Here is a 21,550-nt window from a genome sequence, read left to right as displayed (position 1 = left end):
CAAATCCGTGAAAGACTTATTAAAGTTTCTGAAAGCGCAAACTAAAACCGAAGAGTTTGATGCGATCAAAATTGCTCTGGCTTCGCCAGACATGATCCGTTCATGGTCTTTTGGTGAAGTTAAGAAGCCAGAAACCATCAACTACCGTACGTTCAAACCTGAGCGTGACGGCCTTTTCTGTGCGCGTATTTTCGGGCCAGTAAAAGATTACGAGTGCCTGTGCGGTAAGTACAAGCGCCTGAAACACCGCGGTGTGATCTGTGAGAAGTGCGGCGTTGAAGTGACCCAGACTAAAGTGCGTCGTGAGCGCATGGGCCACATCGAACTGGCTTCCCCGACCGCGCACATTTGGTTCCTGAAATCACTGCCGTCCCGTATCGGTCTGCTGCTGGATATGCCGCTGCGTGATATCGAACGCGTTCTCTACTTCGAATCCTATGTGGTTATCGAAGGTGGGATGACCAACCTGGAACGTAACCAGATCCTGACTGAAGAGCAGTATCTGGACGCGCTGGAAGAGTTCGGTGACGAATTTGACGCGAAGATGGGCGCCGAAGCGATCCAGGCCCTGCTGAAAAGCATGGATCTGGAGCAAGAGTGCGAACAGCTGCGTGAAGAGCTGAACGAAACCAACTCCGAAACCAAACGTAAGAAGCTGACCAAGCGTATCAAGCTGCTGGAAGCCTTCGTACAGTCTGGTAACAAGCCGGAGTGGATGATCCTGACCGTTCTGCCAGTGCTGCCGCCGGACCTGCGTCCGCTGGTTCCGTTGGACGGTGGTCGTTTCGCAACGTCGGATCTGAACGATCTGTACCGTCGCGTGATCAACCGTAACAACCGTCTGAAACGTCTGCTGGATCTGGCGGCGCCGGATATCATCGTACGCAACGAAAAACGTATGCTGCAGGAAGCGGTCGACGCCCTGCTGGATAACGGCCGTCGCGGTCGTGCGATCACCGGTTCCAACAAGCGTCCGCTGAAATCTTTGGCCGATATGATCAAAGGTAAGCAGGGTCGTTTCCGTCAGAACCTGCTCGGTAAGCGTGTTGACTACTCCGGTCGTTCTGTAATCACCGTAGGTCCATACCTGCGTCTGCATCAGTGCGGTCTGCCGAAGAAAATGGCGCTGGAGCTGTTCAAACCGTTCATTTACGGCAAGCTGGAACTGCGTGGCCTCGCCACCACCATCAAAGCCGCGAAGAAAATGGTTGAGCGCGAAGAAGCTGTCGTTTGGGATATCCTGGACGAAGTTATCCGCGAACACCCGGTACTGCTGAACCGTGCACCAACACTGCACCGTCTGGGTATCCAGGCGTTTGAACCGGTACTGATCGAAGGTAAAGCGATCCAGCTGCACCCGCTGGTTTGTGCGGCATACAACGCCGACTTCGATGGTGACCAGATGGCTGTTCACGTACCGCTGACGCTGGAAGCCCAGCTGGAAGCGCGTGCGCTGATGATGTCTACCAACAACATCCTCTCCCCGGCGAACGGCGAACCAATCATCGTTCCGTCTCAGGACGTTGTACTGGGTCTCTACTACATGACCCGTGACTGTGTTAACGCCAAAGGCGAAGGCATGGTGCTGACTGGCCCGAAAGAAGCTGAGCGTATTTATCGCGCTGGCCTGGCCTCTCTGCATGCGCGCGTTAAAGTGCGTATCACCGAATATGAAAAAGATGCTAACGGCGAGTTCGTTGCGACCACCAGCCTGAAAGACACGACCGTTGGCCGTGCCATTCTGTGGATGATCGTACCGAAAGGTCTGCCTTTCTCCATCGTCAACCAGGCGCTGGGCAAGAAAGCGATCTCCAAAATGCTGAACACCTGTTATCGCATTCTGGGTCTGAAGCCGACCGTTATCTTCGCTGACCAGACGATGTACACCGGCTTTGCTTATGCAGCGCGTTCAGGTGCATCCGTTGGTATCGATGACATGGTCATCCCGGAGAAGAAACACGAGATCATCTCCGAAGCGGAAGCTGAAGTTGCTGAGATCCAGGAGCAGTTCCAGTCTGGTCTGGTAACCGCGGGCGAACGCTATAACAAAGTTATCGATATTTGGGCCGCGGCGAACGATCGCGTATCCAAAGCGATGATGGATAACCTGCAGACTGAAACCGTTATTAACCGTGACGGCGTTGAAGAGCAGCAGGTTTCCTTTAACAGCATCTACATGATGGCCGACTCCGGTGCGCGTGGTTCTGCAGCCCAGATTCGTCAGCTTGCTGGTATGCGTGGTCTGATGGCGAAGCCGGATGGCTCCATCATCGAAACGCCGATCACCGCGAACTTCCGTGAAGGTCTGAACGTACTCCAGTACTTCATCTCCACGCACGGTGCGCGTAAAGGTCTGGCGGATACCGCACTGAAAACCGCGAACTCCGGTTACCTGACCCGTCGTCTGGTTGACGTGGCACAGGATCTGGTTGTAACCGAAGACGATTGTGGCACCCTCGAAGGGATCACCATGACGCCGGTTATCGAAGGTGGCGACGTTAAAGAGCCGCTGCGCGATCGCGTTCTGGGTCGTGTGACCGCTGAAGACATTCTGAAGCCGGGCACCGCAGACATTCTGGTTCCGCGCAACACGCTGCTGCACGAACAGTGGTGTGACCTGCTGGAAGCGAACTCTGTCGACTCCGTGAAAGTGCGTTCCGTTGTATCCTGCGACACCGACTTTGGTGTGTGCGCCCACTGCTATGGTCGTGACCTGGCGCGTGGCCACATCATCAACAAAGGTGAAGCAATCGGCGTTATCGCAGCACAGTCCATCGGTGAGCCGGGTACACAGCTGACGATGCGTACGTTCCACATCGGTGGTGCGGCATCGCGTGCGGCTGCTGAATCCAGCATCCAGGTGAAAAACAAAGGTAGCATCCGTCTGAGCAATGCGAAGTCGGTTGTTAACTCCAGCGGTAAGCTGGTGGTCACCTCCCGTAACACTGAGCTGAAACTGATCGACGAATTCGGTCGTACCAAAGAGAGCTATAAAGTGCCTTACGGTGCGGTGATGGCGAAAGGTGATGGCGAGCAGGTTGCCGGCGGTGAAACCGTTGCAAACTGGGATCCGCACACCATGCCGGTAATCACCGAAGTGGCTGGTTTCATCCGCTTCACCGACATGATCGATGGTCAGACGATTACCCGTCAGACCGACGAACTGACCGGTCTCTCTTCGCTGGTGGTTCTGGACTCTGCAGAGCGTACCGCTGGCGGTAAAGACCTGCGTCCGGCACTGAAAATCGTTGATGCCAATGGTAACGACGTACTGATCCCAGGCACCGATATGCCTGCCCAGTACTTCCTGCCGGGTAAAGCGATTGTTCAGCTGGAAGATGGCGTACAGATCAGCTCCGGTGACACCCTGGCACGTATTCCGCAGGAATCCGGCGGTACCAAGGATATTACCGGTGGTCTGCCGCGCGTTGCGGATCTGTTCGAAGCACGTCGTCCGAAAGAGCCGGCAATCCTGGCTGAAATCAGCGGTATTATTTCCTTCGGTAAAGAGACCAAAGGGAAACGCCGTCTGGTGATCACGCCGGTTGACGGTAGCGATCCGTACGAAGAGATGATCCCGAAATGGCGTCAGCTCAACGTGTTTGAAGGTGAACGTGTAGAACGTGGTGACGTGGTTTCCGACGGTCCGGAAGCACCGCACGACATTCTGCGTCTTCGTGGCGTACACGCGGTAACGCGTTATATCACCAACGAAGTGCAGGACGTTTACCGTCTGCAGGGCGTTAAGATCAACGATAAGCACATCGAAGTTATCGTTCGTCAGATGCTGCGTAAAGCCACCATCGTGAACGCGGGCAGCTCCGAGTTCCTGGAAGGCGAGCAGGTTGAATACTCTCGCGTCAAGATTGCTAACCGCGATCTCGAATCGAACGGCAAAATCAGTGCAACCTATGCACGCGATCTGCTGGGTATCACCAAAGCGTCTCTGGCGACCGAGTCCTTCATCTCCGCGGCATCGTTCCAGGAGACGACTCGTGTGCTTACCGAAGCAGCCGTTGCGGGCAAACGCGACGAACTGCGCGGTCTGAAAGAGAACGTTATCGTGGGTCGTCTGATCCCGGCCGGTACCGGTTATGCGTACCACCAGGATCGTATGCGCCGTCGCGCCGCTGGCGAACTGCCGGCAGCACCGCAGGTCACTGCGGAAGACGCGTCCGCGAGCCTTGCAGAACTGCTGAACGCAGGTCTGGGTGGTTCCGACAACGAGTAATCGTTTCTCGTTATAAAAACCCGCTTCGGCGGGTTTTTTTATGCCTGAAATCCGCTAAACCGGTCCTCGATCGTGTTTCAGGACGCCCGCCGCACAAGGGACGGGCACACTCAGCGTTCTGTTAACCCATCAGGAACGCATGATGTCCCTACGCACACTCATTCTCTCTTTTACGCTTCTTCTGAGCGGCATAACCCATGCCGACACCGCCTTCCGCCAGCTGCATCTACAAGAGGATAAAGCCCGCCCGCTTGATGTCGCCATCTGGTATCCGACTGCACAAACCGGCACCCCGGAAACGGTGGGCGACAACCCGGTTTTTGTCGGCACACCGGCTCTGCGTAACGCACAGCCTGCAACCGGTAAACATCCCTTATTGCTGCTTTCACACGGTTACGGCGGCAACTGGCGCAACCTGAACTGGCTGGCGCAGCGCATGGCGGCGCAGGGGTATATCGTCGCTGCGCCCGATCATCCGGGCACCACCACCCGCAATAAAGCGCAGCAGGATGCCTGGCAGCTCTGGCAGCGGCCGCGCGATTTGCGCCGCGTGATGAATGACCTGATTGGCGATCCTGCGATTGCGGGTCAGGTGGATACCCGGCGCATTGCTGCGCTCGGCCACTCGCTGGGTGGCTGGACGGTGATGGAGCTGGCAGGCGCGCGCTTCGATGCCGGACGTTTTCAAACGGATTGTAAAAGCCATCCCGCGCTGGCGGGCTGTAAGCTGATCCCAGCCCTCGGCATCAATCGTCCTGAGGCATCTGCTCCGTTGAGGGAGAGCCAGCGCGAGCCGCTGATCAAAGCCGTTGTTTCGCTGGATTTGGGGATGGCGCGCGGTTTCACGCCTGAAAGCCTTGCGCAACTGAATGTGCCGGTGCTGATCCTCTCCGCGCAGGCCGACAGTGACGAGTTACCTGCCCGGCTGGAGTCCGGCTATCTGCAACACTACATTCCGGCGACGAAGCAGCAGGCACAAAGCGTTACGGGCGCAACCCACTTTAGTTTTATGCAACTCTGCAAGCCCGGCGCGAAAGCATTGATTGAGGCGCAGGATCCGGGCGAAGGGATTGTGTGTGAGGATGGCGGTTCGCTAAGCCGGGCTGACATTCATCAGCGGCTTAGCGACACGATCACGGCTTTTCTGCAACAGGCACTGGATTACCCACCGCGCGGCGAAACTCCGTAGGGCTCACGCCGCTGATACGCACAAACTCGCGGTTAAAGTTGGATTTGGTGGCAAAGCCAGCCTCCAGCATGATGCTGGTGACGGGCGCGGCGGTGGTGAGCAGCAGATGTTGGGCATAGTGAATGCGAAAGCCATTAATCCACTGTGAGACATTGCAGCCGCGCACCGCATTGACCGCCCGCGAAATTTGGCGCGCAGGGATCACCCATTTTCGCGCCAGCAGATCGAGCGTCAGGTCGCTATTGAGAAACAGCTGCTGTTCGGTAAGGCGCCTCTCCAGCTTTTCGCAGAGCGTCGCCAGATCGCTGTCCACCTCCACGCTTTGTACGTCGGCTGGCGGTATTAGCGGTGTTTCAGCAGCGGCGGGCATTTTCTTGCCGCTGTAGAGAATAGCGAGGCAGATAAACGGCAGCAGTATCGCCTGCGAGAGGGCGACGAGGCGCGGTGCCTGCAAGCCGTCATACCAGGCGAAGTCGAGCATAATCGCCAGATCGGTCAGGCCGCTAAAGCAGAGAAACACCCCGGCAAGAAAGGCCATCACCGAGGTGCTACGCGCATCTGTTAACCGCGTCAGCACAAAGGCATCCGCGCCCCGGTAAGCGGTCCAAATCAACGCGCCGCCGTAACCGATGTAGAGCAGCATCAGAACAAAGTCGGTAGTCATAGGCGCAATCAGGTTCAGCGCCAGCGCGATGGCAGGTGGTAGCAGCGAGGCAAGGCGTTCAGAGGTGCGGCTTTGATCGGTGACGCGGGCAAAACAGCGCCATGCCAGTGGAGGTAGCGCAATCGCCAGCATCGACTGTAGTTGTCGCAAAATTAGCGCATCAAATTGCCAGCGCAGCGCCGTCATCAGCACCAGCAGCGTACAGCCGGTGATAAAGGTGGCGAGGGTGCGATAGCCGCAAGGGCGTTGTAGCCAGACCTTCGCCAGCAGCATCAGTAGCAGGGAGAGGGTAAAAAACGGAACGGGAATGGCGGGCATCAGGCACCTGCGGTGGTGATTACGATCGGCGAATGCCATGTTGTGCCATAAAACGGCGCGGAATACACCTCACCGTTTTGGCAGCAATAAAAAACGCCCGATAAAGCGGGCGTCTCTTATGGGACTGAAGCGACAATCAAGCGTGCGGGGGAAGCCTGCGGTAGATCTCAATCAGGTCGTCGGCCAGATCCTGGATGACCATCGCGTTCATCAGGTGGTCCTGCGAGTGAACGGTGATCAGATTGACCGGCAGTTTACCGGTGCCTTCGTCCAGACCGATTAGCTGGGTCTGGATTTTGTGGGCGGCTTTAACAAATTCGCGTGACTCCTCCATCGCTTTTTCCGCGTCGTCGAAATCGCCTTTCCGCGCCATCTGCAGCGCGGTCAATGCCTGGCTGCGCGCCGCACCGGCGTTGACCAGCAGTTCCATAATGATGGTTTCTAACTCTTCCACGCGCTCACTCCAGCAGCTTAAGGGCTTTTTCCAGTACGACATCGCCTTTCATCATGCCGTAATCCATCATATCGATCACCGCCACCTTCTTGCCCAGCGGCTCGGCCTGCGCCTGCAGTTTTGCCTGCTCATACTTCACCTGCGGCCCCAGCAACACGATATCTGCCGTTGCAATCTCATCTTTAAAGTCCGCAACAGGAACCGCTTTGATGGTGACCTCGACGCCTTTCTTTTGCGCCGCGTCTTTCATTCGTTGCACCAACATGCTGGTGGACATACCTGCTGCACAGCATAAAACGATGTTTTTCATAGTCAGCCTCGGTGTTGATGGGATAATTGATAATTATCCGTCGGCGTTGACTTCAACAACCGCTTTACGGTGATTGTGTGTCTGGCATCACAAAGAAAGGGCAGCGAATGTGAAACCGGTTACAACCTGACATCACTTCGTTTCACTCCTTACATGACCGTCGTTGGCCGCGCTGTTTTTCAGCGTGATAAGCAGCGTACCTGCCAAAGGGGGGGCGGAGTGGGAGAGGGGAACGGCGCCCGCTCCGGTCAGTGTACGCTGACGAAGCAAGGTTGCCGCAGCGGGCGCTGTGGTGCCAGCGCCCGAATTTCACTTTACGTAACAGGCCGCAAGAAAATTAACTGTTTATCAGCGTATTACTCTTTTTTTGCGGCACACGTCCCAGCCAGCTATCCCAGTCTTTCCACACCGGTTGCAGCCCACGGGCGATCAGCGCATCGGCGACCACCTCGGGGCGACGTCCATCGTGGGGCGAGAACTGCTCCAGCTCCGGGTGATCGTCGGCATAGCCGCCGGGCTGCGTTTTAGAAAACGCACTGACATTGTTGATGGCGAGGGGAATAACATGATCGCGAAAGTGCGGCGACTCGCGCGTCGACAGCGACAGCTCGGTATCCGGTGCTAGCAGGCGAAAGGCGCAAATGGTCTGCACCAGTTGTTTCTCGTCCATGATTGACGCCGGTTCGATCCCGCCCGCGCAGGGGCGCAGGCGAGGAAACGACACCGAGTAGCGGCTCTGCCAGTAGTGCTGCTGTAACCAGAGCAGATGCTCCGCCACCATATAGCAGTCGACGCGCCAGCTATCGGATAACCCCATCAACGCGCCAAGGCCGATCTTGTCGATCCCGGCACGGCCAAGGCGATCCGGCGTCTCCAGCCGCCAGAAAAAGTCCTGCTTTTTGCCCCGCAGATGATGCCGGGCATACTGCGCCTCGTGGTAGGTCTCCTGGTAGACCATCACGCCATCCAGCCCGAGCCCTTTTAGCTCGCGATACTCCTCTTCAGAAAGCGGCTGCACTTCCATCTGCAATGAGGCGAACTGGCGGCGAATAGCGGGGAAATGGCGGCGAAAATAGTCCATTCCTACTTTTCCCTGATGCTCGCCGGTGACCAGCAGCAGATGCTCAAACCCCAGTTCACGCAGGGCAGCGCACTCGCGAGCGATCTCCTCCTCATCCAGCGTTTTGCGCTTCAAATGGTTGCTCATGGAGAAACCGCAATAGGTGCAGTCATTAGCGCAGAGATTCGACAGATAGAGCGGGACATAAAAACTGACGGTGTTGCCAAAGCGCTGGCGGGTCAGGCGCTGCGCTTTTTGCGCTAGCGGCTCCAGCAGCTCGCTGGCCGCCGGGGAGAGCAGGGCCATCATATCGTCGCGGGTCACTTGCCGGGCGTTAAGCGCGCGCTCGACGTCAGCGGTGGTCTTGCTGTGAATACGCAGGCGGATATCATCCCAGTTCAGCTGCCGCCAGCGGTCGGTAAACGTATTCATTGCAGCGTCTCCAGAAAGCCGGTCAGCGGGCTGGTGGCCGCGGCGTAGTGTTGGCGGGCGCCCGGAACGGCACGACGCGCCAGTGCCCCGGCTTCCACCGCCAGACGAAACGCGCGCGCCATGGCGACCGGATCATCCGCAACGGCGATGGCGGTGTTGACCAGCACTGCATCCGCGCCCATCTCCAGCGCCAGCGCGGCATGGCTTGGTGCGCCGATGCCGGCATCGATCACTACCGGCACGCTGGCCTGCTCAATGATGATCTCCAGCATGGCGCGGGTCTCCAGGCCCTGATTCGAGCCAATCGGCGCGCCGAGCGGCATTACGGCTGCGCACCCCACCTCTTCCAGCCGTTTGCATAACACCGGATCTGCGCCGCAGTAGGGCAGCACCACAAACCCGCTCTGCACCAACTTTTCTGCCGCGCGCAGGGTTTCGATAGGGTCCGGCAGCAGCCAGCGCGCATCGGGGTGGATCTCCAGCTTCAGCCAGTGTGTGCCCAGCGCTTCACGCGCCAGTTGCGCGGCAAAGATCGCCTCTTCGGCATTTTTCGCGCCGGAGGTGTTTGGCAGCAGGGTGACGCCCGCGTCTATCAGCGGTTGCAAAATAGCGTCATTGCGCTGGCGTAAATCGACGCGCTTCATTGCCAGCGTCACCAGCTCGCTGCCCGCAGCCTGAATCGACTCCACCATCAGCTGCGGCGTGGCGAATTTTCCCGTGCCGGTAAAGAGGCGTGAAGAAAAGGTTTTATCTGCAATACGTAACATCTCAACCCCCTGCGATAACCTGAAACAGCAGGATGCGATCGCCATCCTGCAACTGTTGTTCTTCCCAGCGCTCGCGCGGCAGAATCGCCTCGTTTAGCGCCAGCGCGACGCCCGGCTTTAACTGTTCAAGCTCCTTAAGCAGGTCGGCAACGCTGAGCGCTTGTGCGCAGGTCATCGGTTCATCATTAATGCGAATCTGCATGATGCCCTCCGCAGACCGGGCAGGCGCTGGCGCGCTGCAGGGCGAGGGTGCGCCATAGGTTGGTGCGGGCGTCAAACAGCCGCAGCTCCCCCTGCGCCGCCTGCATACCGGTTAACAGCTTGATCGCTTCCAGTGCCTGCATCGCCCCCATAATGCCGACCACCGGGCCGACAATGCCCGCCGTACGGCAGTTGCGTTCTGGCTCGCGCTCGTCGGGCCACAAGCAGCGGTAGCAGCCCTGCTCCCAAGGCGGGGTGAGCACCAGCAACTGGCCGCCAAAGCCGACGGCGCTGGCGGAAACCAGCGGTGTATTACGCGCCACGCAGGCGGCGTTAATCGCCTGGCGGGTTTGCATGTTATCGCTGCAATCGAGCACCACATCGGCGCGTGAGACCTCTTCGAGCAGCGCGTCGCCGCTGAGCCGCTGTGAGAGAGAGACCAGTTCAATCTCCGGGTTGAGCTGATGCAGCCGCTCTGCTGTCACCGAGGCTTTTGGCTGGTTGATATCGCGCGAGGTAAAGAGGATCTGCCGTTGCAGGTTGCTCAGATGCACGGCGTCATCATCCGCCAGCACCAGCATGCCGACACCCGCGCCCGCCAGGTAGGCGGCGGCCGGCGCGCCAAGACCGCCAAGGCCGACAATCAATACCCGGCTGTCGAGCAGCTTCTGCTGCCCGGCGATGGCGATCTCCTCCAGCAAGATCTGGCGGCTGTAGCGCATAAAGTCGTGATCATTCATCGCCCACCCCCGCGAGATCCAGCAGCTGCCGCGTGGCCTGCTGCCACTCATCCGCCTGGGTAATGGCGCTGACCACGGCAATGCTGCCGACGCCCGTTGCCAGCACCTCTGGCGCGCGCGCAAGGCTGATACCGCCAATCGCCACCGTCGGGTAATCACCCAGCCGCGCAACGTGGCGCGTAAGCGTTGCCAGCCCCTGCGGAGCGGAAGGCATCTGCTTGGTTTGCGTCGGGAAAACGTGGCCCAGGGCGATATAGGAGGGGCGTGCCGCCAGCGCGACATCAATTTCCATATCATCATGGGTGGAGAGGCCGAGCCGCAGCCCGGCCTGGCGAATGGCGGTTAAGTCGGTAGTGGCCAGATCCTCCTGACCGAGATGCACGCCGTAGGCCTGGTGTTTAATCGCCAGCCGCCAGTAATCGTTGATAAACAGCCGCGCGTTGTAACGGCGCGCAAGGGCAATGGCGGCCATCACGTCCGCTTCCACCTCTTCGTCGCGCTTATCTTTGATACGCAGTTGCAGGGTGCGCACACCTGCATCCAGCAGGCGGGCGATCCACTCCACGCTATCGACCACCGGATAGAGCCCGAGGCGAAAGGGCACCGGCGGGAAATCAGGCTGGTACATTACGCCTCCTCCTGTTTCAGGTAGATCTCCCCGCCGCGGGCGCGGAAGTCGCTGGCTTTATCCGCCATGCCCGCGTCGATGCTCTGCGCGGCGGCGTAGTCACGTACCTCCTGCGAAATCTTCATCGAGCAGAATTTCGGCCCGCACATCGAGCAGAAGTGCGCCACTTTGCCCGACTCCTGCGGCAGGGTTTCATCGTGATAGGCGCGGGCGGTGAAGGGGTCGAGGGCAAGGTTAAACTGATCTTCCCAGCGGAACTCAAATCGCGCTTTCGACATGGCGTTATCGCGGATCTGGGCGCCAGGGTGGCCTTTGGCCAGATCCGCAGCGTGGGCGGCGATTTTGTAGGTAATCAGCCCCTGTTTGACATCCTCTTTGTTCGGCAAGCCGAGGTGCTCTTTCGGCGTGACATAGCAGAGCATCGCGCAGCCAAACCAGCCAATCATTGCCGCGCCGATGCCGGAGGTGAAGTGGTCATAGCCCGGCGCGATATCGGTGGTGAGCGGCCCAAGAGTGTAGAAGGGCGCTTCGTGGCAGCTCTCCAGCTCTTCGGTCATATTGCGGCGGATCATCTGCATCGGCACATGGCCAGGGCCTTCAATCATCACCTGCACGTCATACTCCCAGGCGATTTTGGTCAGTTCACCCAGCGTATGCAGCTCGGCGAATTGCGCTTCGTCATTGGCGTCCTGAATCGATCCCGGGCGCAGGCCGTCTCCCAACGAGAGAGAGACGTCGTAGGCGGCACATATCTCGCAGATCTCGCGGAAGTGGGTATAGAGGAAGTTCTCCTGATGGTGCGAAAGGCACCACTTCGCCATGATTGAGCCGCCGCGCGAGACAATGCCCGTCAGGCGCTGCGCGGTCATCGGCACATAGCGCAGCAGCACACCGGCATGGATGGTGAAGTAGTCGACTCCCTGTTCCGCCTGCTCCAGCAGGGTGTCGCGGAATACCGACCAACTGAGATCTTCAGCGATCCCATTAACCTTTTCGAGCGCCTGGTAGATCGGAACCGTGCCGATCGGCACCGGGCTGTTACGCAGGATCCACTCGCGGGTTTCATGAATATAGCGACCGGTAGAGAGATCCATCACCGTATCCGCGCCCCAGCGGGTTGACCACACCAGCTTCTCTACTTCTTCTTCAATTGATGAGGTGACAGCGGAGTTGCCGATATTGGCGTTCACTTTCACCAGGAAGTTGCGGCCAATGATCATCGGCTCTGATTCTGGATGGTTGATGTTGGCGGGAATGATGGCCCGGCCCGCCGCCACTTCAGCGCGGACAAACTCCGGCGTAATGTTCTCCGGCAGTCGCGCGCCAAACCCTTCCCCCGGATGCTGGCGACGCAATACTTCACTGCGAATGCGCTCACGCCCCATGTTTTCGCGCAGGGCGATAAACTCCATTTCGGGGGTGATGATGCCCAACCGGGCATAGTGCAGCTGCGTCACGCATTTACCTGCTTTGGCGCGACGCGGCGTCAGCAGGCCGCTAAAACGCAGCGCATCAAGGCCGTCATCCGCCAGGCGCTGGTTGGTATAGGCTGAACTACGATGGTCCAGCTCTTCGCTGTCATCGCGGGCGGCAATCCACGCTGCGCGCAGCTTAGCCAGCCCCTGCTGCACATCAATGGCAATCGCCGGATCGCCGTACGGACCGGAGGTGTCATACACCGGCACCGCCTCGTTCTCTTCATACTGCGGGGCGGTTTTGGCACCGCCGACGAGCGTCGGGCTGAGCTGGATTTCACGCATTGGCACGCGAATATCGGGCTGTGAGCCAGTGAGGTAGATGCGGCGGGAGTTGGGGAAAGCGGTGCCTTCCAGCGTATCGATAAAGTGTTGCGCCTGGGCGCGTTGTTCACGGCGTGAAGTAGTAGTAGACATAGCTCATTCCAGTGTCAAAGGAGATGGCTTGTCAGACGACGGATGGAGTAATGGCAGCAAACCGCCCGTGAGGGTGGTGTGGTGGATGGATTACTCTTGTTCCCTTCGCAGGTATTAGCCTGATCAGGTTCCGCGGATCCCGAATTAACGGTCTCAGCCTTTTTACACATCAGCTTTCAGAAAGCGTGGGTGTAAAAGAGTGGCACTCCGACAAGAAAAACCCCCGCCCGAAGCGGGGGACTGTTTTTTAAACTACGCGTTATTGATTAAGAACTCAAGCCGGGCGCGCCATCCCGGTTTCATCATTGGCGCTTTCGCTGAGGTGGTTATCGAACGCCAGCGTGATCAGCTGATCTTCCAGCGTAAAACGCGCCGCCAGCGCTTCACCGATGTCTGAGAGAGCCTGCTGGAACTCCATGCAGTTGTCATCATCGATGGACTGTTCGAGGCTGGAATCATAATGTTTCATGATTTCAACGGTATTGGCTTCGAGCTGCGGGTAGAGCTGAGTCGCCGCTAAAAGTGGGCTGGCGCCTTCCATTTCATTGATGATGCGTTCATAAATAGTGAAATGACCGGCGGAAAGGTATTCAACCAGGTTATGGCAAAAATCATCCAGCGCTTTTTCGTTAAGCTGCATGTACGACCCTTTGCCCGGCTTGATTCCCACCAGATTGTAATAGGAGATAAGCAACTGCTTACGTTCGTTGAGCCAGAAATCGATAAGCTTGTTACTTCCCCCCAGTCGTTCTGTCAGGCTTTCTAACTGGTTCAGCATAAATGACTCCGCAAAATGTAAGATTAAAAATGATGTAATAATAATGTTAATAACATGCCAGTGAAGCTAAGGTCGCGCAATGGTACAAACTCTTGAAGCTCATCACCGTGGCTGGTGGATAGTCAGCCATGAACAAAAATTATGGTTGCCCGCTGGAGAATTACCACATGGAGAGGCAGGAAATTTCGATCTTGTGGGTCAACCCGCGCAAATTATCGGCGAATGGCAGGGAGAGAGCGTCTGGCTTGTTCGCCAGCAGCGCTCCAACGAGATGGGATCGGTACGTTTACTGATCGATCAGGATACCGCGCTGTTCCAGTTAGCCGGGCGCGGCGTGCAGCTGGCCGAGTTTTACCGGTCGCATCAGTTTTGTGGCTACTGTGGGCACACCATGCACCCCAGCAAAACCGAGTGGGCGATGCTCTGCGACCACTGCCGGGAACGTTACTATCCACAAATTGCCCCCTGCATTATTGTCGCCATCCGCCGCGATGACAGCCTGCTACTTGCCCAGCATACGCGTCATCGTAATGGCGTGTATACCGTGCTGGCCGGATTTGTTGAAGTCGGCGAGACGCTGGAGCAGGCGGTAGCGCGCGAGGTGATGGAGGAGAGCGGGATTAAAATCAAGAACCTGCGTTATGTCACCTCCCAGCCGTGGCCCTTCCCGCAATCATTAATGACTGCGTTTATGGCCGAGTATGAGAGCGGCGATATCGTCATTGATACCAAAGAGCTGATCGATGCCGGCTGGTATCGCTATGACGACCTGCCGCTGCTTCCACCGCCGGGTACCGTCGCGCGCCGCCTGATCGAGGATACCGTGGCGATGTGTCGGGCAGAGAGCGAATAAGGTGTATATACTGGCGGCCTGACGCTTGAGGAACTGACAATGACCGAACTGAAAAACGATCGTTACCTGCGCGCGCTTCAGCGCCAGCCAGTAGATATGACGCCGGTATGGATGATGCGCCAGGCAGGCCGCTATTTGCCGGAATATAAGGCGACCCGTGCGCAAGCCGGCGACTTTATGTCGCTGTGCCGCAATGCGGAGCTGGCCTGTGAAGTGACGATGCAGCCCCTGCGCCGCTACAAGCTGGATGCGGCGATCCTCTTCTCCGATATCCTGACGGTGCCGGACGCGATGGGGCTGGGGCTCTATTTCGAAGCCGGTGAAGGGCCGCGTTTTAGCCATCCCATCACCTGCAAAGCGGACGTGGACAAGCTGCCAGTACCGGACCCGGAAGATGAGCTGGGTTACGTGATGAACGCCGTGCGCACTATTCGCCGTGAGCTGAAAGGCGAAGTGCCGCTGATTGGTTTCTCCGGCAGCCCGTGGACGCTGGCGACCTATATGATTGAAGGCGGCAGCAGCAAAGCGTTTACTAAAATCAAAAAGATGATGTACGCCGAGCCGCTGGTGCTGCATGCGCTGCTGGATAAGCTGGCGCAAAGCGTCACCTCCTATCTCAACGCACAGATCCGCGCGGGCGCACAGTCGGTGATGATTTTCGACACCTGGGGCGGCGTGCTGACCGGGCGCGACTACCAGCAGTTCTCGCTCTACTACATGCATAAAATCGTCGATGGCCTGCTGCGTGAAAACGAAGGGCGTCGCGTGCCGGTGACCCTGTTTACCAAAGGCGGCGGCCAGTGGCTGGAAGCGATGGCGGCGACCGGCTGCGATGCGCTCGGCCTCGACTGGACCACCGATATTGGCGATGCGCGCCGTCGCGTTGGCGACAAAGTGGCGCTGCAGGGCAACATGGATCCCTCTATGCTTTATGCGCCGCCTGCACGCATTGAGGAAGAAGTGTCTACAATTCTCTCTAGCTTTGGCAAAGGCGAAGGCCATGTATTTAACCTCGGTCACGGCATCCATCAGGATGTTCCGCCGGAACATGCAGGAGTATTTGTCGAGGCGGTTCACCGTCTGTCGGCCCCCTGGCATCAATAAGGAGTGAATATGGATCTCGCGTCGCTACGCGCACAACAACTTGAACTGGCCTCTTCCGTGATCCGCGAGGATCGTCTTGATAAAGATCCGCCGACGTTGATCGGCGGGGCGGATGTCGGTTTCGAGCAGGGTGGCGAAGTGACGCGGGCGGCAATGGTGCTGCTCACCTGGCCTTCGCTTGAACTGGTTGAGTATCAGGTGGCGCGTATCGCCACCACCATGCCCTATATTCCCGGCTTCCTCTCATTTCGTGAGTATCCCGCGCTGCTGGCGGCGTGGGAGATGCTGTCGCAAAAACCCGATTTACTCTTTGTCGACGGGCATGGGATCTCCCATCCGCGCCGTCTTGGCGTTGCCAGCCATTTTGGCCTGCTGGTGGATGTGCCGACCATCGGCGTGGCGAAAAAACGGCTGTGCGGGAAGTTCGAACCGCTGGCCGATGAGCCCGGTGCGCTATCGCCGCTGATGGATAAAGGCGAACAGCTGGCGTGGGTATGGCGCAGCAAAGCGCGCTGTAATCCGCTCTTCGTCGCTACGGGTCATCGCGTCAGCCAGGATACTGCGCTGGCGTGGGTGCAGCGTTGCATGAAGGGCTACCGCTTGCCGGAGCCAACGCGCTGGGCAGACGCCGTGGCATCGGGTCGCCCCGCCTTTGCGCGATGGCAGGCAATTCAGCGCGATATCGGGTAAACTGCGGCGCATTACCGTTTTTGAGAAGCGATCATGTTACAAAACCCGATTCATCTGCGACTGGAAAAGCAGGAAAGCTGGCAGCACGTTGTTTTCATGGCCTGTCTGTGCGAGCGCATGTACCCCAACTATGCGCTGTTCTGCCGCCAGACCGGCTTTGGCGATGCGCAGCTCTATCGCCGTATCCTTGACCTGGTGTGGGAAACAGAGACCGTCAAAGATGCGAAGGTCAATTTCGACAGCCAGCTTGAGAAGCTGGAAGAGGGGATCCCCGCCGCAGAGGATTACGATCTCTACGGTGTCTACCCGGCGATTGACGCCTGTGTGGCGCTGAGCGAGTTGATTCATTCGCGTCTGAGCGGTGAAACGCTGGAACACGCCATTGAGGTCAGCAAGACCTCGATCACCACTGTCGCGATGCTGGAAATGACGCAGCAGGGCCGCGAAATGACCGATGAAGAGCTGGGTCTTAACCCCGCTGTAGAGCAGGAATGGGATATCCAGTGGGAGATTTTCCGCCTTTTAGCCGCCTGCGAAGAGCGCGATATTGACCTGATCAAAGGCTTGCGCGCAGACCTGCGCGAGGCTGGCGAGAGTAATATCGGTATAAATTTGCAGCAATGAGACAATAAAACGTGATTTAAGGCCTGTTTTGTCGCGCCTGAAGGCTTCCCTTCTGACCCCCGTCTGGTCTACATTTGGGGGGCGAAAAAAAGTGGCTATCGGTGCGTGTATGCAGGAGAGTGCTTTTGAGGCATTTCCGTCGCACTCGATGCTTAGCAAGCGATAAACACATTGAAAGGATAACTTATGAACAAGACTCAACTGATTGATGTAATTGCAGACAAGGCTGATCTGTCTAAAGCGCAAGCGAAAGCTGCACTGGAATCCACCCTGGCTGCCATTACTGAGTCTCTGAAAGAAGGCGATGCGGTACAACTGGTTGGTTTCGGCACTTTCAAAGTGAACCACCGCGCTGAGCGTACTGGCCGCAACCCGCAGACCGGTAAAGAAATCAAAATCGCCGCAGCTAACGTGCCGGCATTTGTTTCTGGCAAAGCACTGAAAGACGCTGTTAAGTAAGACAGCATGGCAGTGAACAGTTTTGTCGAAGGGGCGGTAACGCCCCTTTTGTCATACTGGCGTCGCCCGCTTTTGCTGGTCGGCGCACTGCTGCTTGCCGCCTGTAGCCACGATTCGTCATTGCCGCCCTTTACCGCCAGCGGTTTCGCCGGCGATCAGGGCGCAATACGCATCTGGCGTAAAGATTCAGGCGGTGAGACCCACCTGCTCTCCGCATTTAGCCCGTGGCACCGCGGGAACACCTCTTTAGCTGAGTATCGCTGGCAAGGCGATGCGCTAACCCTTATTGAACTCAATATCTACGCCAACCCGCCTGAACATATTCGCGTGCGTTTTGACGATCGCGGTGAGTTGAGCTTTATGCAGCGTGAAGTGAACGGCCAGAAGCAGCAGCTCTCCAGCGACCAGATTGCGCTTTATCGCTACCGCGCCGAACAGATCCGCCAGACCAGCGATGCGTTGCGTCAGGGACGTGTTGTATTGCGTCAGGGGCGATGGCAGGCAAATAACACGGTGCAGACCTGCGAAGGACAGACCGTGAAGCCAGAGCTTGATACGTGGGCGTTAAACCATATTGCGCAGCGCCAGAGCCGTTCGTCGCTGGCGGTGAGCGTGGCGTGGCTGGAAGCGCCGGAAGGGGCACAGCTGTTGCTGGTGGCGAATGAAGATTTCTGTCACTGGCAGCCGACGGAGAAGAACTTTTAGCGTTGGCGTCATCGGTGTGTTGCCCGATGGCGGCGATGCCTTATCGGGCCTACGAAAAGCGCTCTCACGACAGTAAGGTGTGTTCCGTAGGCCGGATAAGCGCAGCGCCATCCGGCAATCACGCGACTTATGAGCGTTGTCATGTAAGCCGGGTAAGCAAAATCCCACCCGGCCGTGGATCGCGTATTACTTGCTGCCCTGTTCGCGGGCAATCGCGCGGTAACCAATATCGCTGCGGCTAAAGCTGCCATCCCAGTGGATATCGCTCATCAGCGCATAAGCGCGCTGCTGCGCTTCGGCAACGGTGTCACCGAGCGCGGTCACGCACAGCACACGTCCGCCGTTGGTCAGCACCCGATCGTCGTCAGCAAGCGTGGTACCGGCGTGGAACACTTTCCCGTCCGCAACCTCTTCTAACGGCAGGCCGTGGATCTGATCTCCATTGCGATAGTTACCCGGATAGCCTCCGGCAGCCATCACCACACCAAGCGATGCGCGCGCATCCCATTTCGAGACTTTCTCATCCAGCTTGCCGTCACAGGCTGCCAGGCAGAGCTCCACCAGGTCTGATTGCAAGCGCAACATAATCGGTTGCGTTTCCGGGTCGCCAAAGCGGCAGTTGAACTCGATCACCTTCGGGTTGCCCTGCTTATCGATCATCAGCCCGGCATAGAGGAAACCGGTGTAGGTATTCCCTTCTGCCGCCATGCCGCGCACGGTGGGCCAGATGACCTGGTCCATTGCCCGCTGATGCACTTCATCGGTCACCACCGGCGCCGGGGAGTACGCGCCCATACCGCCGGTATTCGGGCCGGTATCGCCGTCGCCGACGCGTTTGTGATCCTGGCTGGTCGCCATTGGCAGCACATGCTCGCCGTCGACCATCACAATAAAGCTCGCCTCTTCGCCGTCGAGAAACTCCTCAATCACAATGCGGTGGCCCGCATCGCCAAAGGCGTTACCGGCCAGCATATCGTTGACTGCCGCTTCCGCCTCTTCCAGCGTCATGGCGACAATCACCCCTTTACCGGCTGCCAGACCGTCCGCTTTAATGACGATCGGCGCGCCTTTCTCGCGCAGGTAAGCCAGCGCTGGCTCTACCTCGGTAAAGTTCTGGTACTCCGCCGTCGGAATATTGTGACGGGCGAGGAAATCTTTGGTGAAGGCTTTGGAGCCCTCCAACTGTGCCGCGCCCTGCGTCGGGCCAAAAATTTTCAGCCCCTGCGCGCGAAAGGCATCAACCACGCCAATCACCAGCGGCGCTTCCGGGCCAACGATGGTCAGATCGATCCTCTCGCTCTGGGCGAAATTAACCAGCGCCGGAATATCCGTCGCGCTAATCGCCACATTTTGCAGCGTCGGCTCCAGCGCTGTGCCTGCGTTACCCGGTGCGACAAAGACAGTTTCAACCCGTTTCGACTGGGCCGCTTTCCAGGCCAGCGCGTGTTCGCGCCCGCCGTTACCAATCACTAATACTTTCATTCTCTGCTCCGTGGATTAATGGCGGAAGTGACGCATGTCGGTGAAGATCATCGCGATGCCGTGCTCGTCGGCGGCGGCAATCACTTCGTCATCGCGGATAGATCCGCCCGGCTGGATAACGCAGCTCACGCCAACAGCGGCAGCAGCATCAATACCATCACGGAACGGGAAGAAGGCGTCAGAGGCCATTGCGGAACCTTTTACTTCCAGCCCTTCGTCAGCGGCTTTGATACCAGCGATCTTCGCAGAATAAACGCGGCTCATCTGGCCTGCGCCAATACCGATGGTCATGTTCTCTTTGGCGTAGACGATGGCGTTGGATTTAACGAACTTCGCTACCTTCCAGCAGAACAGCGCATCGCGCAGCTCCTGCTCGGTCGGCTGGCGCTTGCTGACCACGCGCAGCTCATTGGCGGTTACCATGCCCAGGTCGCGATCCTGAACCAGCAGGCCGCCATTGACGCGTTTGAAATCGAGGCCCGGTACGCGCGCTGCCCACTGGCCGCAGACCAGTACGCGGACGTTCTGTTTGGCGGCGGTAATGCTCAGCGCTTCCTTAGTGGCAGAAGGGGCGATAATCACTTCCACAAACTGGCGGGAGATAATGGCCTGCGCCGTTTCAGCATCCAGTTCGCGGTTGAAAGCGATAATGCCGCCGAACGCTGAGGTTGGGTCGGTTTTATAAGCGCGATCGTAAGCATCAAGAATCGAGCCACCGACGGCGACACCGCACGGGTTGGCGTGTTTCACAATCACGCAGGCGGGTTCATCAAACTCTTTCACGCACTCCAGCGCCGCGTCGGTATCGGCGATGTTGTTATAGGAGAGCGCTTTGCCCTGCAGCTGCTGCGCGGTGGCAACGGAAGCCTCTTTGATCTCTTCTTCTATATAGAAGGCAGCATGCTGGTGGCTGTTTTCACCGTAGCGCATATCCTGCTTCTTGATGAAGTTGAGGTTTAACGTGCGCGGGAAGCGGCCGGCTGGCTCTTTGCTCTCACCATGGTAGGCGGGCACCAGGCTGCCGAAGTAGTTGGCGATCATGCTGTCGTAAGCGGCGGTGTGCTCAAAGGCTTTGATCGCGAGGTCGAAACGGGTTTCCAGCGTCAGCGAGCCGTCGTTGGCATCCATTTCATTAATAATAGTGGTGTAGTCGCTGCTCTTAACCACGATGGCGACATCTTTATGGTTCTTCGCGGCGGAGCGCACCATGGTCGGGCCGCCGATATCGATATTCTCAACGGCGTCTTCCAGCGAGCACCCTTCACGGGCAACGGTCTGGGCGAAGGGGTAGAGGTTAACCACCACCATGTCGATTGGGGCGATGGCGTGCTGCGCCATGATGTCATCATCTTGGCCGCGACGGCCGAGAATGCCGCCGTGCACTTTCGGGTGCAGGGTTTTTACGCGTCCATCCATCATTTCCGGGAAACCGGTGTAGTCGGAGACTTCGGTCACCGGCAGGCCTTTATCTGCCAGCAGGCGAGCGGTTCCGCCGGTAGAGAGCAGTTCGACGCCACGCTGGGAGAGCGCCTGGGCGAATTCGACGATACCGGCCTTATCAGAAACACTGAGCAGGGCGCGGCGGACTGGACGACGTTGTTGCATGGTAAATCCCCTGGATTTGACTTTAACAGAGAGCGTTAGCTGAATTTTCGCTTCTTTATTATGGGAAGATTCAGCTAACACCCCAGGCAGGGCGGATTAATTTTGCGCGGGCATTGTAACGAAAACGTTTGCGCAACGCTCGGGAATTTTTCCACTTTTGGCGCTTTGTGGATAACTCTGTGTGTAAATGCGTATAAGGGCGGCTTTTGCTGTGGAATGCAGCAGTCAGTCATTTTTATGTCATTTTTCTATTGCGGGGTGCGGAGAACTCCCTATAATGCGCCTCCATCGACACGGCGCTAAGCAAACAACAGCTTGCAGCGACGTTAAGTCGGAAGAGAAAAAATCCTGAAATTCAGGGTTG

General features: G+C 57.8%; 20 protein-coding genes and 1 riboswitch. Of the genes, 8 read left to right on the top strand and 12 right to left on the bottom strand.

What is annotated here, in order from left to right:
* Window positions 1-7: 7 nt before the first annotated feature.
* A complete protein-coding gene (gene rpoC / locus SOM48_RS00100) occupies window positions 8-4,231 on the top strand; it encodes a DNA-directed RNA polymerase subunit beta' (protein WP_023479382.1) in 4,224 nt (1,407 codons plus the stop codon).
* Window positions 4,232-4,373: 142 nt separating this feature from the next.
* Complete coding sequence (locus SOM48_RS00095) at window positions 4,374-5,420, top strand: alpha/beta hydrolase family protein (protein WP_320511455.1); 1,047 nt, start codon at window positions 4,374-4,376, stop codon at window positions 5,418-5,420.
* Here the strand turns inward: SOM48_RS00095 and SOM48_RS00090 are convergent.
* The 10 genes from SOM48_RS00090 to SOM48_RS00045 all read right to left on the bottom strand — a co-directional run bounded on the left by SOM48_RS00090 (window position 5,365) and on the right by SOM48_RS00045 (window position 13,664).
* Window positions 5,365-6,402 (bottom strand): helix-turn-helix domain-containing protein, encoded by a 1,038-nt coding sequence (locus SOM48_RS00090; protein ID WP_320511194.1) that lies wholly within the window; start codon window positions 6,400-6,402, stop codon window positions 5,365-5,367. The genes SOM48_RS00095 and SOM48_RS00090 overlap by 56 nt on opposite strands.
* A 136-nt stretch (window positions 6,403-6,538) precedes the next feature.
* Window positions 6,539-6,856 (bottom strand): PTS lactose/cellobiose transporter subunit IIA, encoded by a 318-nt coding sequence (locus SOM48_RS00085; RefSeq protein WP_320511193.1) that lies wholly within the window; start codon window positions 6,854-6,856, stop codon window positions 6,539-6,541.
* 4 nt (window positions 6,857-6,860) lie between these two features.
* Window positions 6,861-7,166, bottom strand: coding sequence for a PTS sugar transporter subunit IIB (locus SOM48_RS00080; RefSeq protein WP_023479403.1), 306 nt, complete (start codon window positions 7,164-7,166; stop codon window positions 6,861-6,863).
* A gap of 337 nt (window positions 7,167-7,503) precedes the next feature.
* Window positions 7,504-8,658: a 2-iminoacetate synthase ThiH gene (gene thiH, locus SOM48_RS00075; protein ID WP_128483879.1), complete on the bottom strand. Its 1,155-nt coding sequence runs from the start codon at window positions 8,656-8,658 to the stop codon at window positions 7,504-7,506.
* Window positions 8,655-9,425: a thiazole synthase gene (thiG, locus tag SOM48_RS00070; protein ID WP_042716087.1), complete on the bottom strand. Its 771-nt coding sequence runs from the start codon at window positions 9,423-9,425 to the stop codon at window positions 8,655-8,657. The genes thiH and thiG overlap by 4 nt, the downstream gene beginning before the upstream one ends.
* A gap of 1 nt (window position 9,426) precedes the next feature.
* Entirely contained in the window at window positions 9,427-9,627 is a 201-nt protein-coding gene (thiS, locus tag SOM48_RS00065) for a sulfur carrier protein ThiS (RefSeq protein WP_320511192.1), read from the bottom strand.
* Entirely contained in the window at window positions 9,611-10,366 is a 756-nt protein-coding gene (locus tag SOM48_RS00060; protein ID WP_320511191.1) for a HesA/MoeB/ThiF family protein, read from the bottom strand. Before SOM48_RS00060 ends, thiS begins: the two co-directional genes overlap by 17 nt.
* On the bottom strand, window positions 10,359-10,994 hold the full coding sequence (thiE, locus tag SOM48_RS00055; protein WP_076768831.1) for a thiamine phosphate synthase: 636 nt from the start codon (window positions 10,992-10,994) through the stop codon (window positions 10,359-10,361). The genes SOM48_RS00060 and thiE overlap by 8 nt, the downstream gene beginning before the upstream one ends.
* Window positions 10,994-12,886 carry a phosphomethylpyrimidine synthase ThiC gene (gene thiC / locus SOM48_RS00050; RefSeq protein WP_139569460.1) on the bottom strand — a complete coding sequence of 631 codons (1,893 nt, stop codon included), beginning with the start codon at window positions 12,884-12,886 and terminating at the stop codon, window positions 10,994-10,996. The genes thiE and thiC overlap by 1 nt, the downstream gene beginning before the upstream one ends.
* A gap of 83 nt (window positions 12,887-12,969) precedes the next feature.
* Window positions 12,970-13,106: riboswitch (TPP riboswitch) on the bottom strand.
* A 54-nt stretch (window positions 13,107-13,160) separates the two neighbouring features.
* Window positions 13,161-13,664: an Rsd/AlgQ family anti-sigma factor gene (locus SOM48_RS00045; protein ID WP_023479394.1), complete on the bottom strand. Its 504-nt coding sequence runs from the start codon at window positions 13,662-13,664 to the stop codon at window positions 13,161-13,163.
* A gap of 79 nt (window positions 13,665-13,743) precedes the next feature.
* Between SOM48_RS00045 and nudC the strand changes: the two genes are divergently transcribed.
* The 6 genes from nudC (at window position 13,744) to SOM48_RS00015 (ending at window position 18,099) form a co-directional block, all read left to right on the top strand.
* Window positions 13,744-14,517, top strand: coding sequence for an NAD(+) diphosphatase (gene nudC / locus SOM48_RS00040; protein WP_139967057.1), 774 nt, complete (start codon window positions 13,744-13,746; stop codon window positions 14,515-14,517).
* A gap of 39 nt (window positions 14,518-14,556) precedes the next feature.
* The gene (gene hemE, locus SOM48_RS00035) at window positions 14,557-15,621 is read left to right on the top strand and encodes a uroporphyrinogen decarboxylase (protein ID WP_289747272.1); all 1,065 of its coding nucleotides are present in this window, start codon (window positions 14,557-14,559) and stop codon (window positions 15,619-15,621) included.
* Between the two features lie 9 nt (window positions 15,622-15,630).
* Window positions 15,631-16,311, top strand: coding sequence for a deoxyribonuclease V (gene nfi, locus SOM48_RS00030; RefSeq protein ID WP_034812663.1), 681 nt, complete (start codon window positions 15,631-15,633; stop codon window positions 16,309-16,311).
* A 33-nt stretch (window positions 16,312-16,344) separates the two neighbouring features.
* The gene (locus SOM48_RS00025; protein ID WP_023479398.1) at window positions 16,345-16,935 is read left to right on the top strand and encodes a YjaG family protein; all 591 of its coding nucleotides are present in this window, start codon (window positions 16,345-16,347) and stop codon (window positions 16,933-16,935) included.
* A 186-nt stretch (window positions 16,936-17,121) separates the two neighbouring features.
* A complete protein-coding gene (gene hupA / locus SOM48_RS00020) occupies window positions 17,122-17,394 on the top strand; it encodes a nucleoid-associated protein HU-alpha (RefSeq protein ID WP_002884342.1) in 273 nt (90 codons plus the stop codon).
* Between the two features lie 12 nt (window positions 17,395-17,406).
* Window positions 17,407-18,099: a DUF1481 domain-containing protein gene (locus SOM48_RS00015; RefSeq protein ID WP_180344366.1), complete on the top strand. Its 693-nt coding sequence runs from the start codon at window positions 17,407-17,409 to the stop codon at window positions 18,097-18,099.
* 186 nt (window positions 18,100-18,285) lie between these two features.
* On the opposite strand, the gene purD is transcribed toward SOM48_RS00015, so the two are convergent.
* Both purD and purH read right to left on the bottom strand, forming a co-directional pair.
* Window positions 18,286-19,581, bottom strand: coding sequence for a phosphoribosylamine--glycine ligase (purD, locus tag SOM48_RS00010; protein ID WP_320511190.1), 1,296 nt, complete (start codon window positions 19,579-19,581; stop codon window positions 18,286-18,288).
* A 15-nt stretch (window positions 19,582-19,596) separates the two neighbouring features.
* Window positions 19,597-21,186 (bottom strand): bifunctional phosphoribosylaminoimidazolecarboxamide formyltransferase/IMP cyclohydrolase, encoded by a 1,590-nt coding sequence (gene purH, locus SOM48_RS00005; RefSeq protein ID WP_320511189.1) that lies wholly within the window; start codon window positions 21,184-21,186, stop codon window positions 19,597-19,599.
* Window positions 21,187-21,550 lie beyond the last annotated feature (364 nt).

This window comes from Kosakonia sp. CFBP8986, assembly GCF_034044935.1.
Taxonomy (GTDB): Bacteria; Pseudomonadota; Gammaproteobacteria; order Enterobacterales; family Enterobacteriaceae; genus Kosakonia; species Kosakonia cowanii.
The sequence above is the reverse complement of the archived record's forward strand: the minus strand, read 5'-3'. Positions and strand labels throughout refer to the sequence as shown.

Coding starts and splice junctions, on each gene's coding strand:
- SOM48_RS00095 (WP_320511455.1), top strand. CDS start 4,374: ATGTCCCTACGCACACTCATTCTCTCTTTTACGCTTCTTCTGAGCGGC.
- thiH (WP_128483879.1), bottom strand. CDS start 8,658: ATGAATACGTTTACCGACCGCTGGCGGCAGCTGAACTGGGATGATATC.
- thiC (WP_139569460.1), bottom strand. CDS start 12,886: ATGTCTACTACTACTTCACGCCGTGAACAACGCGCCCAGGCGCAACAC.
- SOM48_RS00090 (WP_320511194.1), bottom strand. CDS start 6,402: ATGCCCGCCATTCCCGTTCCGTTTTTTACCCTCTCCCTGCTACTGATG.
- SOM48_RS00060 (WP_320511191.1), bottom strand. CDS start 10,366: ATGAATGATCACGACTTTATGCGCTACAGCCGCCAGATCTTGCTGGAG.
- nfi (WP_034812663.1), top strand. CDS start 15,631: ATGGATCTCGCGTCGCTACGCGCACAACAACTTGAACTGGCCTCTTCC.
- SOM48_RS00045 (WP_023479394.1), bottom strand. CDS start 13,664: ATGCTGAACCAGTTAGAAAGCCTGACAGAACGACTGGGGGGAAGTAAC.
- thiS (WP_320511192.1), bottom strand. CDS start 9,627: ATGCAGATTCGCATTAATGATGAACCGATGACCTGCGCACAAGCGCTC.
- thiE (WP_076768831.1), bottom strand. CDS start 10,994: ATGTACCAGCCTGATTTCCCGCCGGTGCCCTTTCGCCTCGGGCTCTAT.
- SOM48_RS00080 (WP_023479403.1), bottom strand. CDS start 7,166: ATGAAAAACATCGTTTTATGCTGTGCAGCAGGTATGTCCACCAGCATG.
- nudC (WP_139967057.1), top strand. CDS start 13,744: ATGGTACAAACTCTTGAAGCTCATCACCGTGGCTGGTGGATAGTCAGC.
- purD (WP_320511190.1), bottom strand. CDS start 19,581: ATGAAAGTATTAGTGATTGGTAACGGCGGGCGCGAACACGCGCTGGCC.
- purH (WP_320511189.1), bottom strand. CDS start 21,186: ATGCAACAACGTCGTCCAGTCCGCCGCGCCCTGCTCAGTGTTTCTGAT.
- SOM48_RS00025 (WP_023479398.1), top strand. CDS start 16,345: ATGTTACAAAACCCGATTCATCTGCGACTGGAAAAGCAGGAAAGCTGG.
- thiG (WP_042716087.1), bottom strand. CDS start 9,425: ATGTTACGTATTGCAGATAAAACCTTTTCTTCACGCCTCTTTACCGGC.
- hemE (WP_289747272.1), top strand. CDS start 14,557: ATGACCGAACTGAAAAACGATCGTTACCTGCGCGCGCTTCAGCGCCAG.
- hupA (WP_002884342.1), top strand. CDS start 17,122: ATGAACAAGACTCAACTGATTGATGTAATTGCAGACAAGGCTGATCTG.